A 21,805-nucleotide genomic window follows, 5' to 3' on the forward strand; every position below is an offset into this window, starting at 1 on the left:
GACGGCTTCTCACGGATTGTGCCGGGTGTCCCGATGGTGACGCAGGCGTTCCGCCCAGGGGGTGTTGCGAAAGTCCCGCACGGCGCCCACGGCACCCGGCACGCACTCTCGCCGCACCGGCCGAAGCCCCGAGTACGCCCAGTCGGAGGTGTGAGTACGACGTGTGCACGTGCCGGGCCTCGGGACCAGGGCCAGAATCCCCACGGCATCCGCCGCTGCGGGGCCGAGATCCTGCTCGGGCAAACGGCCCGGCAGATGCAGGGCGTCGGTGACCAGGGCGTCCACCAGTTGGAAGCGTGCCTGCTCGTCGTTCCAGGCGATGCGGGGTGTGCCCGGATCGGCGTAGTCGTGGGCCCCGCAGTACGCTGCGGCCACGGTGCCGGCGCCGGGCACTTCGCGGATCACCCGGCAGGCCGGGACCAACTCCCGGCACGCCGCCCACACATCCGGCCCCACTGGGTCATTGCGCGCCTGCCCCATCACGCCCGCAACTCGGGCCCGGGTCAGGGCCGTGGAGCAGGACATCGCGGGGGCCCTCACCACCCGGCCCCAAAATCTTCATCTGTCTCCCAGGAGCGGCCCGCTCCGTTGGACAGCTCCCCGGCGCACTCCCAGAATCGTCGAAAGTGTGAGGAGGTGCGCCATGAGCATCCGCATCGGCACCTTCAACGCCGAGAACCTCTTCCAGCGGCCGGTCGCCTTCGGCATCGACGACGAGGAGCGGCGCAACAAGGTACTCCAGGACTTCAAACGGCTCGTCGAGATCCTCGACAAGGACGCGTACACGGCCGACGACAAGGGGGAGATCATCGAGATCCTCCTGGCGCACAGCATCGACGTCCGCCCGGAGCTCTCCACCAAGACGATCCTGGTGAACGAGCCCAAGGGCAGGGCCCGGCTGCTCACAGGGGAGGGCAGCGGCGTCCAGGTCAGGGAAGAGGCGACGGGGCGGGATGCCTGGGTCGGCTGGGCCGAGCTGGTCCGCAGGGACCTCTCCCTGGACGCCATCGGGAACACCGCCAGGGTGATCGCCGAGGTGGACGCCGACATCCTGCTCACGGTCGAGGTCGAGGACCGGCTCACCCTGGACCGCTTCAACCGACAGGTTCTGGCCGGCCGGCTGGACGGGAAGCGTTATCCGTTCAACCTGCTGATCGACGGGAACGATGAACGCGGCATCGACGTGAGGCTGTTCAGCCGGCGTCCGATCACCTCCGTACGCTCGCACATCTTCGACAAGAAGAATCCCCGGGACCGCTTCGGCATCTTCAGCAGGGACTGCCCGGAATTCGAGATCGACATCGACGGCCGGCCGCTGTGGCTGCTGGGGAACCACTTCAAGAGCAAGCGCGGCGGGGGTGGGGCGGACAAGCGCAAGCTCCAGGGTGAGCGCTGCGCCCAGATCTACCGGGACGCCCTCGAACGCTCGGACCACGTCGTGGTCGCCGGGGACCTCAACGACACCCCGGCCAGCCCGCCGCTCGACTTCCTCCTGAACGCCGGCCTGCAGGACGCGATGAGCCACGGCAGCTACGAGGGGCCGAAGGGCACCCACGGCAAGTGCAAGGCGGCCGACAAGATCGACTACCTGATGTTCTCGCCGGAGCTGTTCGGCAAGGTGAGCGAGGTGAAGCTGGAGACGCGCGGGATCTTCGAGTTCGGCGACCCGTTCGACAGCGTGCACGGACCGCACGACCAGGCCTCCGACCACGCGGCCCTGTTCGCCGACCTCGACCTGTGAGGGGGCCCGGAAAAGCCGGACGGCCGCCGCCTCCGCGGCCGTCACCTGGCGCCCTTGCTGGCCATCGCGCCGGCCGGCCGGCCCCGCAAGGACACCGTCTGCATCGTCGACGGCACCCTGGTGCCCACCCGTGGCGGCGGCTCAGCTCAGCGTCAAGTGCACCAGGTCGATCTCCTCGTCACGAGCCCGGGCGAAGCACCGGCTCTTCCCGGTGACGATGAAGCCGCACTTCTCCAGCACGCGGATGGAGCCGGCATTATCAGCGGCGGCGTCGGCGTGCAGCGGCCGCGCGGGCTCCAGCTCGATCAGCTCGGCAAGGGCCGCGGTGGCAATGCCCTGGCCCCAATGTGCTCGCCCGATGACGTACGTGACCTCACGCTCCGACGGCGGACCGAAGACAGCGGCGTGCCCTGCCACAGCCCCGTCGGCGAGGACGGTTCGCACGATCACGGACGAGTCCGAGCGCACCTTTGTCCAGTGCTGGTCGAAGTGGCCACGATCGTAGTGGTACTTCCTGGTCACGGCTGCCATGTGCCGCAACTCGGAATCCGTCAGCTGCTGCCAGAAGATCGGCAGGTCACTGTCCTCAAGCTCGCGCAGGGATATGTCCATGGGCGCAGTCTCACTCTCCAGAAGATCGGTACCCGGGTAGCTGGCTCGGATTGGGCCCAGCTCGCAGTTGCGGGACAACTTTTGGCCGTCCCGTCGGTGAGCGCCTTCGGCCCGTCACCGGCGGGCGAGCACCAGCCGCCAGCGCGGAGCGCCCCCGGGCAGTCGGCCGAAGTGCTCCAGCGGGACGGTCTCCACGGTGAAGCCGGCCGTGCGCAGGTCGGCGCGCACCCCGCTCAGCGGGAAGGTCCGGTAGTACATGACGAACGGCGGCCGCCACACGGCGTTGCGCACTCGCATCAGGGCGTCGAAGCCCGCCACCGCCCACCACACCGGCGAGCTCGGCGGGATCGGGGCGCCGATCGGGAAGGCGAAGAGGCCGCCCGGGCGGAGGGCGGAGTGCACACCGGAGAAGAGCGCGGGCCGCTCGGAGGGGAGGAAGTGGCCGAAGGCCCCGAAGCTGACCGCCAGGTCGTAGGAGTCCGCCAGATCCGCCGGGAGGTCTCGCGCGTCGGCCCGTACGAAGTCCACCCGGTCGTCGTCCGCGTGCCGGCGCCCCGCCTCGGCCAGCATGCCCGCGCTGAGGTCCACCCCCGTGATCCGGTCCCGGCACAACCGCCGCAGCAGGCCCGTCCCGGCGCCCGTGCCGCAGCACACGTCCAGGCCGGCGCCGAAGGTCCCCTCCCGCCGGGCGAGGGTCTCCTCGACCGCGTCGAGCATCCGGTCCGGGGTGCGGAAGGGAGTGTGGTCGAACTTCGGCGCGAGCAGGTCGTAGCCCCGCTCGACGGAGGAGAGGCCCTGCACTGCCAGTTCGCGGACGCTGGGCCCGTGGGAGGAGAACACGCCCCCAGCCTATGCCGCGCCCGCCGGTCCGTCCGGGCATACGGGTGCGGCGGCCGCGATGGCTCCCCCTCCGGGCCACCGCGGCCGCCGTCCCCCGTTGCTCCCCCGTACCCCCCCGAGCCCCCGTTTCCCCCGTGGGCTCCCCCGTACGTCCTGTGCCGGCTTACGGGCGCGGACCGGACGCGTGGTTGTCCAGCGTCCGGATCTCCTCGCCCGCGGCCTGGTCGTCGGTCGGCGGCTTGATCTCGCCGCCCGACGCGTGGTTGTCCAGGGTCTCGATCTCGGCGCCCGAGGCGTGGTTGTCGAGCGGCTTGACGGTGCCGTCGTTCGGCAGAAGGTTCTCGTTCGTCGTCATCGGTTCTCCTGATGGATGGGTGGGACCCGTTCGGCGATTCCCCCGATGACCGCCGAACGGGTGATCCTTCCAAACGGCCCGGATGTCCCCCGACGCACCGGGTCGATGCACCTATCGTGCCGTTCGGCGATAAACGAACGATGAACGCCGCATTCAACCGGGTCCCCATGCAGGTCAGGCGGCGATCTCCGTGGCCAGCAGGGTCCGCACCTCGGCCAGTTCGGCGGAACCCAGCTGCTGGAACACCGTCTCCGCGTCCCGCCAGCACGCCCGCGCCCGGTCCGTCTGCCCCAGCCGCCGCAGCGCCTTGCCCAGGACGGTCAGCACCGTCGCCCGCCGCCACTCCCCGCCGATGCCGCGCAGCGCGATCGCCTGTTCGGCGTGCGCCGCGGCCAACGTCGGCCGGCGCGCAGCGAGATGGGCCTCGGCAAGGCGGAAGTGGGTCACGCCCTCCCACAGCGGCTGCCGGTTGTCGTGGAACAGCGCCAGAGCCTCCGTGAGCTGCTCCAGGGCCTCGCCGAGCCGGCCCGCCTGGGTGAGCGCGATGCCGAGCGCGTAGCGGCCGTTGGCCAGGCGCAGCGACAGGCCCATCCGGTCGTAGATGGCGATGCCCTGCTGTGCGAGGTCTATGGCGCTGCCGAGGTGCCCCAGTTCGACGTGGATGCGGGAGAGGTTGCACAGGGCACTGGCCTCGCCGACGTTGTTGCCGTCGGCGCGGAAGTTCTGGATGGCCTGGAGCAGGTACCGTTCGCCGTCCGCGTGCCGGCCCTCGTAGAGGGCGATGATCCCGCGGTCGTTGGGAGCCCAGCAGCTGGGCAGCGGGTCGCCGGCCTCGCGGGCCAGCAAGGTGGCCCGGCGGGCCTCCTCGTCGGCCTCGGCGAACCGGCCGGCGACCAGGTGGACGTTGGTGAGGGTGGTGCGGGCGCGGCCCTCGGCGTACGGGTCCCGGGCGGCCTGGGCCGCGTCGCGCAGGGCGGTCGCGGCCGACTCGTACTGCTTGGAGTTGGCACCCGACTCGGCGAGGTCCTTCGCCGCCCACAGCAGGTCCACGCCGCGGCGCAGGACCGGTGAGTCGCCGCCGCGTACGGACGCCTGCCGCACGCACGCCAGCAGCGGGCCGGCCTCGGCGTACAGCCAGTCCAGAGCGGCGCGCGGCTCGGCGAAGACCAGTCCGGGGTAGTGGGTGTCGGACAGGTGCGCGGGCAGCCGGTCACCGGGGCGTTCGAGGGCGTAGACCCCGGAGGCGGTGGCCAGGTAGAAGTCCAGGAGGCGGTCCAGGGCCGCCTCGCGCTCGCTGGGCGGCTGCTCGTCGCGCTCGGCGCAGGCACGCGCGTAGAGGCGTACGAGGTCGTGGAAGCGGTAGCGGCCGGGCGCGGCGGATTCCAGGAGGGAGCAGTCGACCAGAGCCTCCAGGAGGTCCTCGGTGTCGTACTCGGGCAGGTCGAGCACGGCGGCGGCCGCCGACAGCGAGATGTCGGGGCCGTCGGCGAGGCCGAGGAGGCGGAAGGCACGCTGCTGGGCCGGCTCCAGCTGGCCGTAGCCGAGCTCGAAGGTGGCCTTGACGGCGAGGTCGCCGGCCTGCAGCTCGTCCAGGCGGCGGCGTTCGTCGGCGAGTTTGGCGGCGAGGACGGAGACGGTCCAGGTGCGGCGGGCCGCGAGCCGGGACGCGGCGATGCGGATGGCCAGCGGCAGGAAGCCGCAGGCGCCGACGACGTCGAGGGCGGCCTGCCGTTCGGCGCGCACGCGTTCCTCGCCGACGATGCGGGTGAACAGCTGGAGGGCCTCCTCGGGGCTCATCACGTCGAGGTCGACGAGATGGGCCCCGGCGAGGCCCGCCATGCGGACCCGGCTGGTGACGAGCGCCGCGCAGCCGGCGGTGCCGGGCAGCAGCGGGCGGACCTGGGCGGCGTCGCGGGCGTTGTCGAGGAGGACCAGGACGCGCCGGCCGTCGAGGGTGGAGCGGTAGAGCGCAGCCCGGTCGGCGGGGGAGTCGGGGATGGCGGTGTCCGGGGTGCCGAGGGCACGCAGGAAGGAGCCGAGGACGGCCTCGGGTTCGGCGGGACGGGCCTCGGTGCCCTGGAGGTCGACGTAGAGCTGGCCGTCGGGGAAGTGCGGACGGGCGGCGTGCGCCACGTGGACGGCGAGGGTGGTCTTGCCGACGCCGCCGATGCCGGCGAGTGCGGAGACGGCCATGACCTGGTCCTGGGCGCCGTCGGAGAGGATCGCGCCGAGTTCGCAGACGAAGCTGGAGCGGCCGGTGAAGTCGGGCACCGTCGCGGGCAGCTGGGCCGGCCTCACGTGAGCGGCCGCGGCGGCCGGGGCGGGGTCTTCCGCACGGGCCAGGTCGGCGTCGGCGTTCAGGATGCGCTGCTGGAGCGCGGCCAGTTCGGGGCGCGGGTCGACGCCGAGCTCGTCGGCGAGGAGCCGGCGGGTGTCGGCGTAGACGGCGAGGGCCTCGGCCTGCCGGCCGCTGCGGTAGAGGGCGAGCATGAGCAGCTCGCGCAGGCGTTCGCGCAGCGGGTGGGCGGCGGTGAGGGCGGTCAGCTCGGACACGGCCTCGGCGTGGTGGCCGACCTCCAGGTCGAGGTCGAGGCGGGTCTCCAGCAGCTGCAGGCGCCACTCGGCGAGCCGGGTGCGCTCGGTCTCGGCGTGCGGGCCGGGGACCCCGGCGAGGGGTTCGCCCTCCCACAGGTCGAGGGCGCGGGTCAGCAGCGTACGGGCGAGGGAGCGGTCCCCGGCGGCCCGGGCCGCCTCGGCGTCGGCGGCGAGGCCGCGGGCGACGCCGAGGTCGAGGGTGGCCGCGGAGCGCAGCCGGATGGCGTAGCCGCCGGACTCGGTGACGAGCAGGCCGGGGGCGACGACCTTGCGCAGGCGGGAGGCGTAGGTGCGGATGGTGGCGAGGGCCTGCTGCGGCGGGTCCTCGCCCCATATGGCGTCGATCAGTTCGGGTGCGGTGGCGGTGCGGCCGTCGCGGAGCAGGAGTACGGCGAGCAGGGCGCGCTGCTGGGGGGTGCCGGAGGGCAGTGCCTCGGCCCCCCGCCACGCCCGCACGGGCCCGAGGACGGCGAACCGGGAGTCACCGGGGGTGTCGCCTGCGGCCGTGCCGCTCCCGGCGGGCCGGGCGGGGCCGGCGGCCGTGCCCCGGGCGGGCTCTGCGGTGGCGGTAGGGCGGGGCGCGGCGGTGCCCGGGCCGGGTGACCGGGGTGCGGCGGGTTCCGGGCCCGTTCCCGTGCCGGTTCCGGGTGCGGTGGTCCTCGGCCATACGGGTCCGGCGGGGGCGCCGCCGGACGCCGGGCCTGCTCCGGGGCGGACGGCGGCCGCGTGGCCGCATTCGGATGCGGCGGCAGCCGCACGGACCTCGGGGTGGTTCCGCGGGTGCGGGATGGCCGGTACGCCGTCCATCTGTCGTCCCCCCTGCCTTCCGTCGGTGTAAGGGTCAGTCTGCCCTGTCTCACGTGTACCCGTCAGCCCGTCCCTGACCGATCAGCGACCAACTAGCTGACGGTTCGTCAGATCAGCGCTACGGTAAGGGCCATGGAGACCTTCCCGAAGATCATCTCGGTGGACGACCACACGGTCGAGCCCCCCCACGTCTGGCGGGACCGGCTCCCGTCCAAGTACCGGGACACCGGCCCCCGCGTCGTCCGCGCCCCGCTGAAGGAGATGACCTTCCTCGGCGGCAGGTTCGCTCCCGTCATGGGAGCCCGGGGCGACGACGGGCCGATCGGCGACTGGTGGGTGTACGAGGACCTGCACCGGCCGCTCACCCGCCTCGACACCGCCGTCGGGTACGACCGCGACGAGATCAGGCTGGAAGTCATCACCTACGAGCAGATGCGCCCCGGATCCTTCTCGGTTCCCGACCGGCTCGCCGACATGGACGTCAACCACGTCCAGTCCGCCCTCTGCTTCCCCACCTTCCCCCGGTTCTGCGGCCAGACCTTCACCGAGGCCCAGGACCGTGAGCTGGGACTCCTCGGGGTGCGTGCCTACAACGACTGGATGGTGGAGGAGTGGTGCGGCCCCGACGCCCGGGGCCGTCTGATCCCCCTCACCCTGATCCCGCTCTGGGACGCCCGCCTCGCCGCCGCCGAGGTCCGGCGCAACGCGGCGCGCGGCGTGCGCGCGGTCGCCTTCTCGGAGATACCCCCGCACCTGGGCCTGCCGTCCATCCACACCGACGAGTGGGACCCCTTCCTGCAGGCGTGCGACGAGACCGGCACGGTCATCGCCATGCACATCGGCTCCTCGTCACGGATGCCCTCGACGTCCGCGGACGCCCCGCCCGCGGTCGGCTCCACCATCACCTTCGCCAACTGCTGCTACTCCATGGTCGACTGGCTGATGAGCGGCACGTTCGAACGCTTCCCCAACCTGAAGATCATGTACGCGGAGGGCCAGATCGGCTGGATCCCGTACATCCTGGAGCGCGCGGACGTCGTCTGGGAGGAGAACCGCGGCTGGGGCGGTGTCGCGGACAAGGTGCACCGGCCGCCGTCGGAGCTGTTCGCCGGGCACGTCTTCGGCTGCTTCTTCGACGACGCCTTCGGCCTGCGCAACCTCGACGCGATCGGCGTCGGCAACGTCCTCTACGAGACGGACTACCCCCACTCCGACTCCACCTGGCCGAAGTCCCGCGAGGTCGGCGAGGCACAGATGGGCCACCTGGCGCCGGACGTGGTGGACCGTATCGTGCGCGGCAACGCGATCGACCTGCTCGGACTCACCCCGGACGGCCTGTGGGCAGGACCGGGCACCGCCGCCTGACCGTCCCGGTCGGGCCCCCGGACCGGGCGATTCGCCCTGTCCGGCGGCCGTCCGGTGGACGCCCGCGGGCTACTTGGGGGTGGTCCAGATCTGGCGCTTGTTCGTGTTCGCCGCGTGGAGCTGGACCACGGTGCCGTTGGCGGTCGCGCCGCCGGTCACGTCGAGGACCTTGCCCGAGGCCACGTGGACGATCTGGCCCTTGGCGTTGACGGACCAGCGCTGCGCCGCCGAGCCGTTGCAGTCGTGGAGGCCGATCCTGTTGCCGTCGGTGCTCGCGTTGCGCGCGTTGTCCAGACACTTCCCGAGCGCGCGGAAGGTGCCGTCCTTGCCCAGGATCCAGGACTGGGCGGCGGTGCCGTTGCAGGTGTAGAGCTGGATCTGCGTGCCGTTGGCGGCCTTGCCCCCCTTGACGTCGAGGCACTTGGAGCCGATGCCGGCCACCCGGCCCTGCGGGGGGAGCACCGCCCCGGCGCCCGCCGCGAGGCGGCGCAGGCCCTGCACGTCGAACTGCTGGACGTAGGTGCCCGCCCGCTTGTCCTGGTAGGCGTGGGCGGGGGAGCACATGACCGGGAACTGGCCCGAGTCGCTCCCCTTGACGCAGTCGCCCCTGTTCAGGCTGCGGTTGGCGTGGGTCAGGCCCAGGGTGTGCCCGAGCTCGTGGCTGATGTGGTTGCGCATGTACGTCTCGCCCATGGCGGCGGTCGGCTTGCCGGCCGGGGTGAAGAACGACTCGTCGATGTACGCGTGTCCGCTGGTCACGGTCTCGGCGACGGAGGAGCTGGTGAAGCCGCAGCTGAGGTTCGCGGTGCCCGAGCCGTCACGGACGACCTTCCAGCCCGTGCTGCCCATGGTGCCTTCGCCGGCGGGCGGGACGCACGGCCGGGGCAGCACGCCGATGACGACCTCGCCCTTGGGGCGCATGTAGTCCCAGCCCACCGGCTTCGTGTCGACGGCGACCGGCAGGTTGGTGATGCGGCGCAGGTCCGCGGCGGATGCCCGGACGTAGGGACCCAGCCGGTCCGCGGACTTCTGGTCGTAGAACTTGATCGTGTAGCCGGTCGCCAGCCACTTGGTCGCACCGCTCAGCTTCCAGCCCTCACCCTGCGGAGGGGCGGGTGCGGCGGCGGCCGACCTCGCGGCGGCGGCCCCGGGGAGCGCCGACGGCTGTGCGGCGAGCGACATGACGCCGTTGCGGAAGACCGTCCCGTCGCTGCCGTGGACGGCGGAGTCCTCCGCGTGGGCCTCGGGTGCGTCCCCGGCCGGCGGGACGCTGTCCGCGGGGGTCTCGATGCGTGCGGTGTCCGGGACGTCGTCGGTGCCGAACGCCGTGGACGGCAGCTGAAGGGCGCCCACGATCGCGGCCACGGCCGCCACGGCGACGACGGATATCCGGTGCTTGCCTGTGCCTCGCACGGGTTCGTTGCCCTCTCGTCAGGATCTTCCCCCGCGAACGCGCGCGGCGGCGGGGGCGGTGGACCACCGGCGATCATAGGGGAATCGGCCAAGTGTGCGACGTAGGACCAAGGTTGACCGGTACGTGCTGCCTGCCGGTCGTGCCGGACCGGCTGCGCAGGCGTCGTCCATTGCCTTGCACCCGGCCCCGCGGTCAAGGCATGCTTCGCCGGGGCAAAGCGGAAGGATCATCATGCCGGTGGACAAGCGGAGCGTCGTGACGGCCGTGCTGTGTACGGTGGCGGCGCTCGGCGCCTCCGCGGCGGTGGCGAAACTCGCGCCGCCCCCCGAGGCGGCCGCTCCCGCCCAGGTCAAGGCCGCGCAGCCCGCCCAGTCGTCGCCGGCCCCCTCGCGTTCGCACGAGCCGAAGCCCCACCTGTCCGGCCTGCCCGGGAGCACCCTGCCCCCGGCCGTGACGCCCCCGCCCGGCGGGCCCGCCGCCTTCACCGGGGCGCTGTTCACCAACGGCCTGGACAGCGACCACTTCTGCACGGCGACCGTGGTGCAGAGCCCGGGCCGCAACCTGATCGTCACCGCCGGGCACTGCCTGCTCGCCGGGCAGCAGCGCGAGGGCACGGCCGTCTTCGCCCCGGCCTACGCCAACGACACCGCCCCCTACGGCACGTGGAGGATCGAGGAGGTCTTCGAGGACGAGCGCTGGGCGGAGGGCACGGACGACGACTACGACCTCGCCTTCGCCACGCTCGCCCCCGACGCCCAGGGCCGCTCGATCGAGGACGTGACCGGCGCGGCCCTCCTGGACACCACCGGCCGGGCGGGCGAGGAGGTCACCGTCACCGGTTATCCGGCCGACCGCAAGATCCCCCGCACCTGCACCGCGACCGCCGTCCGCGAGAGCGCGACGCAGCAGCGCTTCGACTGCGCGGACTTCCCCGGGGGCACCAGCGGCAGCGCGTGGATCGCCCGCGACGGCAAGATCGTCGGCATCCTCACGGGAGGCGACACCGACGACGTGTCGACCAGCACGGTCCTCGGCGACTACGCGGCCGCCCTCTACGCCCGGGCCACCGCCCAGGCCCCGGCGTCCCGCTGAGGGCGTGATCCGCCGGGTGCCACGACGTACGTCGAGCGTCGCGGTGGCGGTCGGCCTCGCGGGCGCCGAGGCCCGGATGCGGCCTCAGGCCATGAGGCCCAGGTGGACCGGGGCGGGGCGGGGGTTCGCCAGCAGGTCCGCGAGGCGCGGCGGCCAGACCGGTTCGCGCAGGCCGGCCAGGTGCCGGGCCGACAGCCACTGCCAGTGGATGCCCGGGGCCTCCAGGGTCGGTTCGCGGTGCGGGCCCGTGGTGACGTAGATGTGCTCGTGCTGGCGCACCGGGACGCCCTGGTGGGTGAAGTCGTGCTCCCACGTGCACAGCAGGCGCTCCGGCTCCAGGTCGGTCCACCCGGTCTTCTCGCGCAGCTTCCGCCGGACGCAGTCCTCGGGGCTCTCGCCGGGGTCGATGCCGCCGCCGGGAGGCAGCCAGTGGATGCCCACCTCCACGTTGTCCTCGCGGAAGAGGAACACCGACCCGGTGGGGGACAGGATGACAACGCGCGCCGCGTGACGGGGAGTTCGCCTCATCGATTCAGGGTACGTCGGTGATCGGCCCCGGGGGACGGCTTACCCCCGTCCCGGGGCCGGTCACCGGGCGGGCCGTCCCGCCCGCCGCCGGGGCCGGGGCCGGGGCCGGGGGCGAGGCGGGCGGCGCGCGCACACGGGGTGGCGGCCGGCCAGGGTGCCGATCGCCGGGGCGGCGGGGAAGCCGCCGGCCACCGCCCGCACGGGGGCACCGCCCACGGCATGTCACCCGGGCCGGCGTGGAGCGCCGCGGCCGCGCCGCCCGGGGCGATGCCGGCCGGCCGGGTCCGGACGGGCAGGCGGAGACGTCGCCGAGCACCATGGGATTTCGCCCGGTTGCCCCGTCGAGCCGGGCCGCGCGCCAATCGGGGCGCGCAGGGTGCCCCAGCGGGTCGTCCTCGGCCGCCTCGACCGCGACCGCACCCGTGTCCTGCGGCCGTCCGGCGCCACGCCCGGCCCGCGGCTGTCGCCGGGTCGCCCGTACGTGGCGGGCAGTGCGTGCGAGCCGGCGCGGTGGCGGCCGGCGGGCGGGGAGGCCCACCGCCGAGGAGCCGTCCGCATACCTGCCGAACGGCGGCACACCGCAGGTGAGGGCGCCGGATGGGCGCTGCGAACGGAGGCGGAGGCCACGGCCGGGTCCCGGGCGCGCCCCCGCGGCGGCCTGACGGCGGGTGTCCGGTTCTCGGTTCCCGGCGTGGCGCGCCCCTCGCACACAACGCGGACAAACCCTCTCCGATGGTGTGTTGAGGTACGGTCGGTTGAATGAGCAAGCACGCCCGAGCACGCTCCCGTCCCGCCCGTACGCACCGCCGTACGGCCCGTCGCGCGGCCCTCGCCGCCACCCTCGGTCTGCTGACCTTCACGGCCGGGTGGGCGTACGTCGCCCAGGACCCGGACGGGGCCGCGGGCGCGGCGCAAGCCCGCACGGATTCGCGCCCGCAGCCCGTGGACCGGGCCGCGCGCGACATCCCGCGCTCGCCCCTCCAGGGACTGACCGGGATCAGCGAACGGACCCGGGAGCGGATCCCGGCCGAGTCCCGCCAGCTCATCCTGGTCACCGGCAGGGCCGCGGACTCCTCGGAGTCGACCGCCACCCTCTACACCCGTCCCGCGGCCGGGGCCGACTGGGTCAAGGGCGAGAGCTGGCCGGCGCGCAACGGGGCCAGGGGCTGGTCCGCGGAGCGCACGTACGGGGACCTGACCTCGCCCCAGGGCGTCTTCGCGCTCACCGACGCGGGCGGTCTGCTGTCCGCGCCGCCGGGCACGCGGCTCCCGTACGACGAGAACCGGGCCTTCGTGGCCACGGGGCGCGGGGTGAACGGGGAGTCCCTGGTGGGGTCCTTCGACTACGTCGTCGCCATCGACTTCAACCGCCGCCCCGGCCACTCCCCGCTGGACCCGGTCATGCCGGACGGCGAGGACAAGGGCGGCAACATCTGGCTCCACGTGGACCACGACGGGCCGTCCCAGGGCTGTGTCGGCATCCCGAAGGACGCCATGCGCAAGGTCCTGCAGACCCTCGACCCGGCGGCGAAACCGGTCATCGTGATGGGGCCGGAGGGCTTCTGACGGGGGCGCGGGGTCCGCGCAGCAGCAGCCCGGTGCAGGCCAGGTCGAAGACGCTGCACAGGAGGCCGAGGATGAACGGCGGGTCCTCCGGCGCGCCGAACAGCAGCGTCGGGGCCAGGGCCCCGAGCCGCGTGGCGATGCCGGTGGTCGGGGACCGGCCGTGCGGGCCGCGCCGGGAGGCGTGCACGGCGATGGCGAGAGCCGCCGGGCGGCGAACTCGGGCAGCGCTCGGCGTGGCGAAGCGCGGACAGGTGTAGATGATCACCACGTCGGCCGCCGCCCCGACGATGTCGGCCGCGCCCTGGGCGGAGAGGTCCCGCGGCCTCGTGGGCGGCGTGGATCGCCCACCGGGTGAAGCGCAGCGCAAGTGCGGTGACCGGCCTGGCGTAGGTCCGGTCCCGCAGTCCGACGCGGACGGCCTCGACGTACGGTCGTCCGGGCGACCCCGCTGATGAGCGTGAGCATCGGATCCACGGCCGAGACCTCGGAGGGTGTCCGGCCGGTCGGACCAGGCCCGGGGACCGGCACTCCCGACGCACCTCTTGTCTGACGGGCCGTCAGGTATCACGATGGCCCGGCACCGATATGACCCATCGGCAGACGAAGGCGAGGCGGGCCCGCCATGGCGCGCGTGTTTCCGGAAGGTCGGCTGGTCCACGGGATGCAGCTCCCCGTCCAGTCGCAGAGCACCCTCTACGCCGAACCGTGGGAGGCGTCGGCCGGCGCCGCCGACCTCGCCGCGGTCGCGCGGGCCGCGGACCGGGCCGGCTTCGGCTACCTGGCCGCCTGCGACCACGTGGCGATCCCGCGGCGGCTCGCGGGGCCCATGGGCACCGTCTGGTACGACCCGGTGGCCACCCTGTCCTTCCTCGCCGGGATCACCGAGCACGTGCGGTTGATGAGCCACGTGGCGATCCTCGGCCTGCGCCACCCGCTGGTCAGCGCCAAGCAGTACGCCACCCTCGACCACCTCAGCGGCGGCCGGCTGATCCTCGGTGTCGGCGCCGGGCACGTCCAGGAGGAGTTCGAGGTCCTCGGCGTGGACTTCGCCCGCCGCGGGACCGTCCTCGACGAGACCCTCGACGCACTACGGGCGGCGCTCGGACCGCAGGAGTACCCGCAGTTCGAGGGCGAGCTGTTCTCCTTCCGGAACCTCGGGCAGCTGCCCCGGCCCGCCCAGGAGCGGATCCCCGTCTGGGTGGGCGGCTCCTCGCCCGCCGCCGTCCGCCGGGCTGCCGTCCGCGGGGACGGCTGGCTCCCGCAGGGCGACCCGCGCGACCGGCTCCCGGCGCAGATCGCCCGGATCCGCCGGCTGCGCGCCGAGGCCGGTGTGGACGCCCCCTTCGAGATCGGGGCGATCACCGAGGCGCTGTACGTCGGCGAGCCGGGCTGGGACACCGGCCGCCGCACGCTCACCGGCAAGGCGGAGGCGCTCGCGGAGTCCCTGCGGGAGTACGGGGCGCTCGGTGTGGACCAGATCCAGGTCCGCTTCCGCAGCCGCGACCGTGCCGAACTCGTCGACCAGATCACGGCCTTCGGAGCGGAAGTGGCCCCGCACCTCAACGACTAGGGCGTGTCCCAGCACCTCAACGGCACCTCCACGACCGGCAGCAGGGAGTACGACATGGGCAAGCTGGACGGGCGCGTCGTCATCATCACCGGTGCGGCGCGCGGCCAGGGCGAGCAGGAGGCGCGGCTCTTCGCCGCCGAGGGGGCCCGGGTGCTCCTCGGCGACGTGCTGGACGAGCAGGGCGCGGCGGTGGCCGAGGACATCGGCGAGGACCGTGCCCGGTACGTCCGGATGGACGTGCGCCGGGAGGAGGACTGGACGGCCGCGGTGGCCGCCGCGAAGGAGGCCTTCGGCCGGATCGACGGCCTGGTCAACAATGCGGGCATCCTGCGCTTCAACGAGCTGACCGCGACCCCGTTGGAGGAGTTCCAGCAGGTGGTGCAGGTCAACCAGGTGGGCGCCTTCCTCGGCATCAAGGCGGTGGCGCCCGAGATCGAGGCGGCCGGCGGCGGCACCATCGTCAACACCTCCTCCTACACCGGCCTGACCGGCATGGCGTACGTCGGCACCTACGCCGCCACCAAGGCGGCGATCCTCGGCCTGACCCGGGTGGCCGCGCTGGAGCTGGCCGCCAAGAACATCCGGGTCAACGCGATGTGCCCCGGCGCGGTGGACACTCCCATGGCCAACCCCGGCCTGCTGGACCCCGACAAGATGACCGACGAGGCCCGCGAGGCGATGGCCGAGCTCTACCGGCGCGTGGTGCCGATGGGGCGGGTGGGCCGCCCGGAGGAGATCGCCAGGCTCGCGCTCTTCCTGACCGGCGACGACTCCTCGTACATCACGGGCCAGCCGTTCGTCATCGACGGCGGCTGGATGGCGGGCGTCAGCGTCCTGTAGCCGGGTGGAGCTGATGGAGCGTCAGGTATTGACGCTCCGCGCTTCGCGGTGGAACAGTCGGGACATCGAATCTGACGCAACGTCAGAAAACAGAGGACGGTGAACCCCTTGGAATTCGGGCTCTTCGTGCAGGGATACGTGCCGCAGGCGCGGTCCAGGGTCGACCCCGAGGCAGAGCACAAGGCGCTGGTCGAGGAGACCGAGTACGTCATCCAGGCCGACAAGTCCGGCTTCAAGTACGCCTGGGCCTCCGAGCACCACTTCCTGGAGGAGTACTCGCACCTGTCGGCGAACGAGGTGTTCCTCGGCTACCTCGCGCACGCCACCGAACGCATCCACCTCGGCTCCGGCATCTTCAATCCGCTCGCCCCGGTGAACCACCCCGTCAAGGTGGCCGAGAAGGTCACCATGCTCGACCACCTCTCCAAGGGCCGCTTCGAGTTCGGCACCGGCCGCGGCGCCGGCAGCCACGAGATCCTCGGCTTCCTGCCCGGGATCGAGGACATGAACGGCACCAAGGAGATCTGGGAGGAGACCATCGCGGAATTCCCCAAGATGTTCCTCCAGGAGGAGTACGAGGGGTTCCAGGGGAAGCACTGGTCGCTACCGCCGCGCAAGGTCTTCCCCAAGCCGTACGGCAAGGCCCACCCCGCCATGTGGTACGCCGCCGGGTCCCCCTCCTCCTACGCCATGGCGGCCAGGAAGGGCCTCGGCGTGCTGGGCTTCAGCGTGCAGAAGGTCTCCGACATGGAGTGGGTCCTCGACCAGTACAAGACGGCCGTCCGGGAGGCGCGGGCCATCGGCGCCTTCGTCAACGACAACGTGATGGTCACCTCCACCGCGATCTGCGCCGAGACCCACGACAAGGCCGTCGAGATCGCCGTCAACGCCCACATGAACCGCTTCCAGTCGCTGGTCTTCCGCTACCACGACACCTTCCCGCGGCCCGAGGCGATCCCCGAGTGGCCCGAGACCCTGCCGGAGTACAACGCGGAGATCATCGAGCTGCTGATCGCCGAGGAACTCCTGATCTGCGGCGACCCGTCGGAGGTCCGCGCCCAGTGCAAGCGCTGGGAGCAGGCGGGGGCGGACCAGCTCTCCTTCGGCCTGCCGACCGGTGTCTCGTACGAGGACACGATGACCACGATCAAGCTGATCGGCGAGCACGTGATCCCGCACATCGACACGGACCCGGTGCACCGCACGACGCGCTTCCGTCAGTCCGCCTGACCCCTGCGGGGGCACCAGCGGGGACGGCGTCTTCCCGGACCGCCGTCCCGCACCGGCCCCGGCCGGGGGCCATGCCGAGGCCGCGGTCGCCCCGGCGGCCTCCGGCCGGGGCACAGACCCAGCCTCGCCGGCGAGGCTGACAGCGCGAAGGGACGTCATGCTCGACCACCTGATCAAGGGCGCGACCGTCGTCGACGGCACCGGCGCCCCGGCCCGCGTCGCCGACCTCGGCATACGCGACGGCCGCATCGCCGTCATCGCCGCACCCGGCACCGTCACCGAGGAGGCCCGCACCAGCGAGGACGCGACCGGCCTCGTCCTCACCCCCGGCTTCGTCGACCCGCACACGCACTACGACGCCCAGCTCTTCTGGGACCCGTACGCCACACCCTCCATGAACCACGGCGTCACCACCGTCGCCGGAGGCAACTGCGGCTTCACCCTCGCCCCGCTCCACCCCGACCGTCCCGAGGACGCCGACTACACGCGCCGCATGATGAGCAAGGTCGAAGGCATGGCCCTCAAGGCCCTGGAGGAGGGCGTCGACTGGACCTGGTCCACCTTCGGCGAATACCTCGACGCCCTGGAGGGCCGGATCGCCGTCAACGCCGGCTTCATGGTCGGGCACTGCGCCCTGCGCCACCACGTCATGGGCGAGGACGCCGTCGGCGGACAGCCCACGCCCGAGCAGATGCAGCGGATGCTCGACCTCCTCCACGACGCCATGGACGCCGGCGCCTGGGGCCTGTCCACCACCCAGTCCGCCACCCACTCCGACGGCGCCGGCGCGCCCGTCGCCTCCCGGCACGCGCGGCCCGCCGAACTGCTCGCGCTCTCCCGCGCGGTCGGCGAACACGAAGGCACCCAGCTCGAAGCGATCGTCGCCGGCTGCCTCGACCAGTTCTCCGACGAGGAGATCGACCTCCTCGTCGACATGAGCGCCGCCGCAGGACGGCCCCTGAACTGGAACGTCCTCACCATCGACGCCGCCGTCCCCGAACGCGTCCCCCGCCAGCTCGTCCCCAGCGAACGCGCCCGACGGGCCGGCGGCCGCATCGTCGCACTGACCATGCCGATCCTCACCCCGATGAACATGTCGCTCGGCACCTTCTGCGCCCTGAACCTCATCCCCGGCTGGGGCGAGGTCCTCGCCCTCCCCGTCCCCGAGCGGATCGCCAGGCTCCGCGACCCGGACGTCCGCGCCGACATGCTGCGCCGCGCCGACAGCAAGGAGGCCGGCGTCTTCCGGCGCCTGGCCGACTTCGGCCGGTACGTCCTCGGCGACACCTACAGCAAGGAGAACGAGGGACTCTCCGGGCGGGTCGTGAACGACATCGCCGCCGAACGCGGCCAGGACCCCTTCCAGTGCCTCGTCGAGATCTGCGCCAACGACGACCTGCGCACCGTGCTGTGGCCGATGCCCACCGACAACGACCCGGCGAGCTGGGCCCTGCGCGCCCGGACCTGGCAGCACGAGGACGTCATGCTCGGCGGCTCCGACGCCGGCGCCCACCTGGACCGGATGTGCGGTGCCCCGTACACGACCCGTTTCCTCGGCGACTGCCTGCGCGGCCGCAGGCTGGTGCCGCTGGAGGAGGCGGTACGGATGCTCACGGACGACCCGGCCCGACTGTTCGGGCTGCGCGGGCGCGGGCGCCTCGCCGAGGGCTACCACGCGGACCTGGTCCTCTTCGACCCCGAACGCATCGAGGCGGGCCCGGCCACCCTCGTCCACGACCTGCCCGGCCACAGCCCCCGCCTCGACGCGCGCGCCATCGGCATCGTCTCGGTGCGCGTCAACGGCGTCGAGACCGTCCGCGACGACGAGGTGACCGGCGCCGTCCCGGGCATCGTGCTGCGGTCGGGCCGGGACACGAGGACGGTGAGCACCCGTTGAACGCCCAACCCCTCTACATCGGCGGCGAATGGGTGGAGCCCGCCGGCGGCCACTACGAGGTCGTCAACCCCGCCGACGAGTCGGTGGTCGGCCTCGCCCCCGAGGCCTCGCGCGAGCAGGTCGCGGACGCGGCCCGCGCCGCGGCGGAGGCCTTCGAGAGCTGGTCGCGCACCACACCGCAGGCCCGGGCGGAGATCCTCGACCGGGCCGCCGACATCATGCAGCGCGAGTTCGAGCCGTGGACGGTGCTGGCCCGCGCCGAGACGGGTGCACCGACGGGGATCGCCCGCGGCATGCAGGTCGGGGTGGGCGTCGCCCGTTTCCGCCGCTACGCCGAGGGCGCCCTGGAGCCGGTCGAGAAGGGACTGCCGCCGCAGGTCACGGAGGCCGGCCCGATGGGGAGGGCGAGCATCCTGGGCGCGCTGGAGGTCCGCCAGCCGGTCGGAGTGGTCGCCTGCATCACCTCCTACAACAATCCGTGGGCGAACCCGGCGGGCAAGGTGGCCCCCGCCCTGGCCATGGGCAACACGGTGGTGGTGAAGCCGGCGCCGCAGGACCCGCTGTCCGTCTTCCGGATGGCGCAGGCCCTGCACGAGGCCGGGGTCCCGGCGGGCGTCGTCAACGTCGTCGGCGGTCAGGCGGTGGAGGTCGGCGAGGCCGCCGTGGACTCCCCGCACGTGGACATGGTGTCCTTCACCGGCTCCACCGCCGTCGGGCAGCGCATCGCGGAGGTCTGCGGCCGCACGATGAAGCGGCAGCTGATGGAACTGGGCGGCAAGGGCGCGGCCGTCGTCATGGACGACGCCGACCTGGACGCGGCGGTGCTGGGGATCGGCACCACCTTCTCCTTCTACTCCGGCCAGATCTGCACCGCCCCGACCCGGGTGATCGTCCACCGCTCGGTCTACGGGCAGCTGGTCGAGAAGCTCACCGGCTACCTGGCCTTCATGAAGGTCGGCGACCCGGCGGCGGCCGGGACGGTCGTCGGCCCGGTCATCTCGGCGGCGCACCGCGACCGGGTGGAGTCGTACGTGGAGCTGGGGCGGAAGGAGGGCGCCCGGATCGCCCACGGCGGTGAACGCCCCGTGGTCGGGGACGGCCGGGGCTTCTACGTCGCCCCGACCCTGCTCGTCGACTGCACGAACGACATGCGCGTGGTGCGCGAGGAGATCTTCGGCCCGGTCGTCGTGGTCGTCCCCTTCGACGGCGACGAGGACGAGGCGGTCCGGCTGGCCAACGACAGCGACTTCGGCCTGCTGAGCTACGTCTGGTCAGGGGATTCGGCGCGTGCCTTCCGCATCGCGCGGCGGCTGCGGGCGGGCGGGGTCGGCGTGAACACCGTCGGCCGCAACATGGAGGCCCCGTTCGGCGGCTTCAAGCGCAGCGGGGTCGGCCGCGACGTCGGCTCCTACGCCCTCCACGCGTACAGCGAGATCCAGTCGATCGTCTGGACGACGTAGGGGAGTGTCCGGCCGGGGGTACGGCCCCCGGCCGGAGCCGTGTCACGCCTCCGGGCCGCTCGGGCGCTCGACGAGGCCCAGGGCCTCGGCCAGTTCGCGGTCGCCGCCGGCGTAGGCGGCGAAGTCCTTCGGATCGTCCGTCTCCAGCCGTCGCAGGGCGGCGGCCGCGCGCTCGCCGGGCGGACCGTCGCCGTCGGGCAGCCGCCAGTCGAAGAAGAGTGATCCGCGGGTGCCGGCCGGGGGCGCGGTCGGCCTGTACCGCAGATGTACCACGGTGGTGTCCGGGTCCTGCCAGTCGGTGCCGATCCAGGCCGGTGCGAGTTCCCACCGGGCTGTCAGTTCGGGCCGGTCGCGCAGGCCGGCCGCGATCAGCCGGGCGGTGCTGCGGGCCGGCCAGCACCACGAGTGGTCCCCCTCGGCGCGTGCGAGTTCGGCGTCGTAGGCGGCCGCGTCGAAACGCATGGGGGGTGGCAGCGGGCCGACCACGCCGCGCCATCCGTCCCACACCACCTCGTCGCCGTCCCGGCGGATCGTCACATACAGCGCACCGCAGCAGCCCTCGGTGCAGTACGCCTCGACGAGCTGCACCTCGTGCGGCTCCGGGTGGGCGCGCAGGCGGCCGCTGTCGAGCAGGTACTCGGGCGGGTTGCCCCGACCCTTGCCGAAGAGGGCGGGTACGAGGGGGAGTCCGGCCACCAGGATCCGGGTTTCGACGGCGGGGGAGTCCCCGGGGTCGTGGACGACGACCACGACCTCCCACCGCGGCCGGTCACCGCCCTCGGTCCGGGTGAAGGGCAGGTGCCGGGTGCGTCGGAACCAGTCGGCGTGCCGGTCGCCGGGCGCGGCCCCGGCCGCGGGGGCCGAAGCGGTCTCGGGCAGCAGCCGGTCCAGGGCGTCGAGCAGGGCCCGGCGCCGCCCGGGCCGCCAGTTCAGCAGCACGGGGGCTCCGCTGTGCAGGTCCACGGCGATCGACAGCAGCAGCGACCGGTGCTCGGGGGTCGGGGGCAGTGCGTCGGCGTGCCGGACCAGGGCCTCGTAGACGGCCCGGGCGGGCAGGTAGTCGAGGATCGCGGGGCGGCCGTCGTGCTGGCAGGCCATCCGGTGCAGCAGCCGGCCGGTCAGCGCGAGCAGGTCGGCGTCCCGCGGCCGTTCCCGGAGCAGCCCGCGCAGATCGGCGGCCTCGGCGATGCGCCGGGGGTCCCACAGGGCGCGCTCGTCGGGCAGGGCGAGCAGCGCCGACCGGACGGCCTCCGTGTCGCCGGAGGCGACCGCGTCGGTCAGCGGTGTCAGCGCCTCGGAGCGGTCGCGGCTGCGCAGCACCAGCAGGGCGGCCGCCTGCCGGTCGAGCGGGTCGAGGGCGGCGCTCGCGGCGTCCGCCAGGCCGCGCAGTGTGCCCAGGGCCTTCAGGCAGGGGACGTCCTCGGGCTCACCGAGGCGGATCAGCAGGGCCATGCCCACGTCGACGGCCGCCACGTCGGTACCGGTGCGGATCAGCCGCTGGGCCGTCCGCCGGGCGGCGTCCTCGTCGGTGAGGGCGAGCCGTGCCGCGTGGGCCCGCAGGGTGCGGTGCGGCAGTGCCAGTTCGGCGACCCGGCGGTGGACGGCCTCGGCGGCGCGTACCGGGTCGGGGTCGGCGAGCAGGGGCGTGAGGGCGTCGGCCACTTCGGCCCGGGCCTGCCGCCAGGTCAGGCCCTCGCGGCGGGGCTCCGGCTCCGGTGGCCCTTCGGGCAGGGGAAAGCCCTTGCGCGGAACCCTTGCGTCCGGGTCGATGCCGTGGCGGAACAGGGCGTAGTCGTGGAGGGAGGCGGTCCGGGAAGTGAGCGCCGGGCGCTCTTCGCGGGCGCTCACCGGGCGGGGCGGAACTCGATTCCGTAGGTCATGCCCCGCAGCATG

General features: G+C 73.3%; 17 protein-coding genes and 2 pseudogenes. 10 read left to right on the plus strand and 9 right to left on the minus strand.

The genetic code is table 11. From position 1 onward, the window contains the following. Positions 1-183: 183 nt before the first annotated feature. Positions 184-408: pseudogene (locus tag IF89_RS47935) on the minus strand (IS5/IS1182 family transposase); the annotation flags it as partial. Positions 409-643: 235 nt separating this feature from the next. Here IF89_RS47935 and IF89_RS0129875 point away from each other — a divergent pair. Further along, positions 644-1,741 (plus strand): endonuclease/exonuclease/phosphatase family protein, encoded by a 1,098-nt coding sequence (locus IF89_RS0129875; protein ID WP_030774732.1) that lies wholly within the window; start codon positions 644-646, stop codon positions 1,739-1,741. Positions 1,742-1,783: 42 nt separating this feature from the next. Continuing rightward, positions 1,784-1,873 (plus strand): annotated as a pseudogene (locus tag IF89_RS44810) (IS5/IS1182 family transposase); the annotation flags it as partial. A gap of 9 nt (positions 1,874-1,882) precedes the next feature. On the opposite strand, the gene IF89_RS0129880 reads toward IF89_RS44810, so the two are convergent. From IF89_RS0129880 to IF89_RS0129895, 4 genes are all read right to left on the minus strand, one after another. Further along, positions 1,883-2,353: a GNAT family N-acetyltransferase gene (locus IF89_RS0129880; protein ID WP_030774734.1), complete on the minus strand. Its 471-nt coding sequence runs from the start codon at positions 2,351-2,353 to the stop codon at positions 1,883-1,885. Between the two features lie 114 nt (positions 2,354-2,467). Beyond that, positions 2,468-3,193, minus strand: a complete 726-nt coding sequence (locus tag IF89_RS0129885; RefSeq protein WP_030774735.1) for a class I SAM-dependent methyltransferase — start codon at positions 3,191-3,193, stop codon at positions 2,468-2,470. A 163-nt stretch (positions 3,194-3,356) separates the two neighbouring features. Continuing rightward, a complete protein-coding gene (locus IF89_RS38425) occupies positions 3,357-3,548 on the minus strand; it encodes a hypothetical protein (protein ID WP_043194583.1) in 192 nt (63 codons plus the stop codon). Positions 3,549-3,722: 174 nt separating this feature from the next. Then, positions 3,723-6,950: an AfsR/SARP family transcriptional regulator gene (locus IF89_RS0129895; protein ID WP_234327914.1), complete on the minus strand. Its 3,228-nt coding sequence runs from the start codon at positions 6,948-6,950 to the stop codon at positions 3,723-3,725. Positions 6,951-7,082: 132 nt separating this feature from the next. Here IF89_RS0129895 and IF89_RS0129900 point away from each other — a divergent pair, with 132 nt between their 5' ends. After that, a complete protein-coding gene (locus tag IF89_RS0129900; protein ID WP_030774738.1) occupies positions 7,083-8,315 on the plus strand; it encodes an amidohydrolase family protein in 1,233 nt (410 codons plus the stop codon). A 69-nt stretch (positions 8,316-8,384) separates the two neighbouring features. Here the strand turns inward: IF89_RS0129900 and IF89_RS0129905 are convergent, their stop codons facing one another. Next, the gene (locus IF89_RS0129905) at positions 8,385-9,728 is read right to left on the minus strand and encodes a ricin-type beta-trefoil lectin domain protein (RefSeq protein WP_030774740.1); all 1,344 of its coding nucleotides are present in this window, start codon (positions 9,726-9,728) and stop codon (positions 8,385-8,387) included. Between the two features lie 238 nt (positions 9,729-9,966). Here IF89_RS0129905 and IF89_RS0129910 point away from each other — a divergent pair, with 238 nt between their 5' ends. Next, positions 9,967-10,821: a trypsin-like serine peptidase gene (locus IF89_RS0129910; protein WP_234327915.1), complete on the plus strand. Its 855-nt coding sequence runs from the start codon at positions 9,967-9,969 to the stop codon at positions 10,819-10,821. A gap of 84 nt (positions 10,822-10,905) precedes the next feature. On the opposite strand, the gene IF89_RS0129915 is transcribed toward IF89_RS0129910, so the two are convergent. Further along, positions 10,906-11,349, minus strand: a complete 444-nt coding sequence (locus IF89_RS0129915) for an NUDIX hydrolase (protein ID WP_030774744.1) — start codon at positions 11,347-11,349, stop codon at positions 10,906-10,908. 759 nt (positions 11,350-12,108) lie between these two features. Here IF89_RS0129915 and IF89_RS0129920 point away from each other — a divergent pair. After that, positions 12,109-12,915: a hypothetical protein gene (locus IF89_RS0129920; RefSeq protein ID WP_030774745.1), complete on the plus strand. Its 807-nt coding sequence runs from the start codon at positions 12,109-12,111 to the stop codon at positions 12,913-12,915. Here IF89_RS0129920 and IF89_RS46180 read toward each other — a convergent pair. Next, complete coding sequence (locus IF89_RS46180) at positions 12,887-13,282, minus strand: hypothetical protein (RefSeq protein ID WP_158717941.1); 396 nt, start codon at positions 13,280-13,282, stop codon at positions 12,887-12,889. The two genes, IF89_RS0129920 and IF89_RS46180, sit on opposite strands and share 29 nt — an antisense overlap. Before the next feature lie 294 nt (positions 13,283-13,576). Here IF89_RS46180 and IF89_RS0129930 point away from each other — a divergent pair, with 294 nt between their 5' ends. The 5 genes from IF89_RS0129930 (at position 13,577) to IF89_RS0129950 (ending at position 19,912) form a co-directional block, all read left to right on the plus strand. Then, complete coding sequence (locus IF89_RS0129930) at positions 13,577-14,485, plus strand: LLM class F420-dependent oxidoreductase (protein ID WP_199820582.1); 909 nt, start codon at positions 13,577-13,579, stop codon at positions 14,483-14,485. 54 nt (positions 14,486-14,539) lie between these two features. Further along, on the plus strand, positions 14,540-15,325 hold the full coding sequence (locus IF89_RS0129935) for an SDR family NAD(P)-dependent oxidoreductase (RefSeq protein ID WP_030774750.1): 786 nt from the start codon (positions 14,540-14,542) through the stop codon (positions 15,323-15,325). Positions 15,326-15,433: 108 nt separating this feature from the next. Continuing rightward, the gene (locus tag IF89_RS0129940) at positions 15,434-16,555 is read left to right on the plus strand and encodes an LLM class flavin-dependent oxidoreductase (protein ID WP_030774752.1); all 1,122 of its coding nucleotides are present in this window, start codon (positions 15,434-15,436) and stop codon (positions 16,553-16,555) included. 157 nt (positions 16,556-16,712) lie between these two features. After that, a complete protein-coding gene (locus tag IF89_RS0129945) occupies positions 16,713-18,452 on the plus strand; it encodes an N-acyl-D-amino-acid deacylase family protein (protein WP_030774754.1) in 1,740 nt (579 codons plus the stop codon). Beyond that, the gene (locus IF89_RS0129950; protein ID WP_030774755.1) at positions 18,449-19,912 is read left to right on the plus strand and encodes an aldehyde dehydrogenase family protein; all 1,464 of its coding nucleotides are present in this window, start codon (positions 18,449-18,451) and stop codon (positions 19,910-19,912) included. The genes IF89_RS0129945 and IF89_RS0129950 overlap by 4 nt, the downstream gene beginning before the upstream one ends. Before the next feature lie 42 nt (positions 19,913-19,954). Here IF89_RS0129950 and IF89_RS0129955 read toward each other — a convergent pair whose 3' ends face one another. Continuing rightward, positions 19,955-21,760: a hypothetical protein gene (locus IF89_RS0129955; protein ID WP_030774756.1), complete on the minus strand. Its 1,806-nt coding sequence runs from the start codon at positions 21,758-21,760 to the stop codon at positions 19,955-19,957. Positions 21,761-21,805: the final 45 nt, after the last annotated feature.

It is taken from the genome of Streptomyces sp. NRRL F-2664, assembly GCF_000719345.1.
GTDB lineage: Bacteria > Actinomycetota > Actinomycetes > Streptomycetales > Streptomycetaceae > Streptomyces.